At 68.9% G+C, this 3085-nt stretch carries 2 protein-coding genes and 1 pseudogene; all 3 read left to right on the top strand.

Going from position 1 to position 3085, the window contains the following annotated elements:
* Positions 1–189: pseudogene (purH, locus tag C1J01_RS47245) on the top strand (bifunctional phosphoribosylaminoimidazolecarboxamide formyltransferase/IMP cyclohydrolase); the annotation flags it as partial.
* 837 nt (positions 190–1026) lie between these two features.
* Positions 1027–1206, top strand: coding sequence for a hypothetical protein (locus tag C1J01_RS47240; protein ID WP_111185597.1), 180 nt, complete (start codon positions 1027–1029; stop codon positions 1204–1206).
* Positions 1207–2629: 1423 nt separating this feature from the next.
* Positions 2630–3085, top strand: a 456-nt coding sequence (locus tag C1J01_RS47235; protein ID WP_146616019.1) for an alpha/beta fold hydrolase, incomplete at its 3' end; no start/stop codon positions are given.

Genomic DNA, 3085 nt, shown 5'->3' with positions numbered 1-3085 from the left:
ACGATGGCGCGTACGCCGGCCTCCGACGCGTTCTTCCCGTTCCCGGACGGGCTGGAGGTGCTGGCGGAGGCCGGCGTACGCGCCATCGTGGAGCCGGGGGGCTCGGTGCGCGACGACCAGGTCATCGAGGCCGCCGAGAAGGCCGGCATCACCCTGTACTTCACCGGCACCCGCCACTTCTTCCACTGACCTTCCCGACCTGCAGCACGCGATCCGGCCGGCTCTTCATCGGGTCCTGCCGGATCGCGCCCGGGTCTGCGGTCGTCTGCTGACCGTACGGGGAGCTCTACTGATTTGGGACGATCAGCGCGACCACCCCGCACCGGCCGTACGCCCAGCGGACGACCTCGGAGCTGCCCGTACGGGCCGGCGCCCGGCCCCCTGGGATCTGCGCCGTTCCCGTGCGGGGAACCTGTGGTCGCTAGCCGGCCTCGCGTCCGTCGACTGGTCGCCTCCCGGACATGGGCTTTCGTCGGTGAGCTCGGGTCACGAAGTTCGTGAGCCCCGCACAAGCTCCTCAGAGTGGGCGTTCACCCCCTCAGCTACATGATCGCTTGCCGCGGGACACCCGTCAGGCACAACAGCCTGGGCACCGTAGCCAGACCGACTAAGAGGCCGCAGCAGGGGCCTGAGCACCACGACGACGGTGCCCATCGAGGTGCAACAAGCTCAACGGTCGACCCAGGCACCAGCACGGTTGACCGGACACTAGCACGGTCGACACGGGCACCCGCATGGTCGGCACGGGACCCGCACGGTTGGCACGGGACCCGGACGGTCGACACGCGTGCGGTTGACACGGGCACCGGCGCGGTCGGCGCAGGCGCCGGCACGGTCGGTACGGACACCGGCACGCCACGGCCGAGGCGTTGGCGTTCGTGGGCCACGATCAACCCTCGCAACGGCTTAGCGCGATCGATGGCGATTTGTTTGATCATGTAGCGATATATCCGATTTTGCTCCGAGCACTTCTGATGTCCGGTTACGCTGAACACCTTCCCGCTCGCCGTCCCTCGGAGTACCCCTATGGCGCTCGACGCGATCCTGCAGGCATTCGTCACCATGAACGGCCTCGCCACCAGTCCCATCGTGCTTCTGGCGCTCGCCCTCATCGGCGCTTACCTGGGTACGCGCGTCGTCGAGGTGATCCCCTTCACCCGCCGCATCATCGAGCGCCGCGAAACCCAGGCCGCCGAGCGCGAGTAAGGCCCCGTTCCGCAGCTTTGTGGATCTACCTCTCGCGCAACGCCGGGATGTAGCTTCCTCCCCCCTTGTCCGACGTGGAAGACCGTGGGCAGGCATGTCCGTCCGCTGGTTCGGAGCCACCAACCATCCAAGCCGGACGAAATGCCCGGGCGGATTGCGGTGGCCCATCACCGTCGCTCCCGAGCAGGGGGCAGTGACACCGCTTGAAGAGGGCAGCGTCCCTCGAAGAGCAGAAGCGAACCATCATGCCGCGGGCTGGTTGGTCCTCAACGAGCGCGACATCAACCCTGCGGCGTACTCGCTGTCACCCGCTGCTCATGTGGACGTCGCCGCAGGGTGGTGAGGTGAGGATGGTCAGGTGGGGAGCCGACGAGGTGCCCCTGGACTGATGGCGGCGAGTGGGCTGTTCCTGCCTGCGGGGGATGGCAACGCCGATGGACCCGGGCTTGCCGCTCGGCCGGCCGGAAGACCGCCTGCTCGACCCACACGCGTCCGCACGCGGCGCCGACCGGGTGGCGGCACACAACCGGATCCGCGCCTCGCTGATGGAGCCGGCCTTGCCGGCTGGCCTGCCAGGAGGCAGCCAGCTCGGGTGCCGCGCTCGTCCGTGGGCGGTGTCGGCTGGGCGGCGGCGCAAACCAGGCAAACGGGCTCCTCGGCGTCAATGTCAGCCGCACCATCGTCTACGTGGGCGCCATGCTCCCGCTGATGGCGACATTGCCGGCCATCGGGGATGGCCTTCCCGACGCTTGGATCGGGATGACGACGGAGAACCTCTCCGCGTTCCCGGATCGCTGTGACGTCGGGTCTTGTTCCAGCACCGTTCCGCTCAAGGATCCTCAGGTTGTGAGGTGAGAGCCTGGCGGCCGGCTGTGCCTACCGGCCTCGCCTCCGAGGACCGGCCCTTCTTGTCGGGAACCCAGGGCCATCCTGCTCGGCCGTCGCGCCGCGACGCCCGGCGCAACCGTGGTGCCCTGCTACCGCCGCGAGCAGTCCTGACCTGGAAGCCCGACGCGGCTCAGCCGCAGTCCTGGGCGCCGGGGGCAGCACGACGTTGTGAGCACCGAGGGCGTTCACCGACTCGTTGCGCTTCTCGTCCTGACCAGGGCAGCCCGGTCTTCGACGCATGGCACAGAGCCACTTCGGGGCTCATCGCATGAACCCGAGCGGTGGGCCAACATGCAGGTCGCACCACACCTGGCCTCTTCGCCCACGGCGCCCGTCGCCGCAAGTCCGCGGAAACTCGCGACGTCGCACTTCTGCACGGCACGGCGAACTCACCGCCTCCCGCGCTGCGTTGCCGCACCCCACCTCAGTCCCGAAGAGGTGACACAGATCACCGCGCGCCCGTTTTACTCGCGCACGATTAAAACGGGTATGGTTCTACTCGACAGCGCGGAACGAAAGCACCAAGGAGCTCACCATGACCAGCAAGCGCAACGCCGTCGCCGCCCTGCTCGGCACCGCGATCGCCGCCACCGCCCTGACCGCCGCCGCCACCCCGGCCGGCGCGGACGTTCCCGCCAAGCCCGCCAAGCCCACCGTCGTCCTGGTCCATGGGGCGTTCGCCGACGCCTCCAGCTGGAACGGCGTCGTCCAGCGCCTGCAACACGACGGCTACAAGGTCATCGCTCCCGCCAACCCCCTGCGCAGCCTCGCCGGCGACACCGCCTCCATCGCCGCCCTGCTCAAGACCATCGAAGGTCCGATCATTCTCGCCGGACACTCCTACGGCAGCCAGGTGGCCACCAACGCCGCCCGCGGCAACGCCAACGTGAAGGCCCTCGTCTCCGTCGCCGGCTTCCTCCCCGACGTCGGCGAGAGCGCCGCCACCCTGTCCGGCAAGTTCCCCGGCAGCACCCTCGGCCCGACCCTGACC

This window comes from Nonomuraea aridisoli (assembly GCF_003236395.1).
GTDB lineage: Bacteria > Actinomycetota > Actinomycetes > Streptosporangiales > Streptosporangiaceae > Nonomuraea > Nonomuraea aridisoli.
This window is presented reverse-complemented; position numbering and strand designations above follow the sequence as displayed.

What these genes read in the sequence shown, in the direction of transcription:
- C1J01_RS47240 (WP_111185597.1), top strand. Translation starts at nt 1,027, where the DNA reads ATGGCGCTCGACGCGATCCTGCAGGCATTCGTCACCATGAACGGCCTC.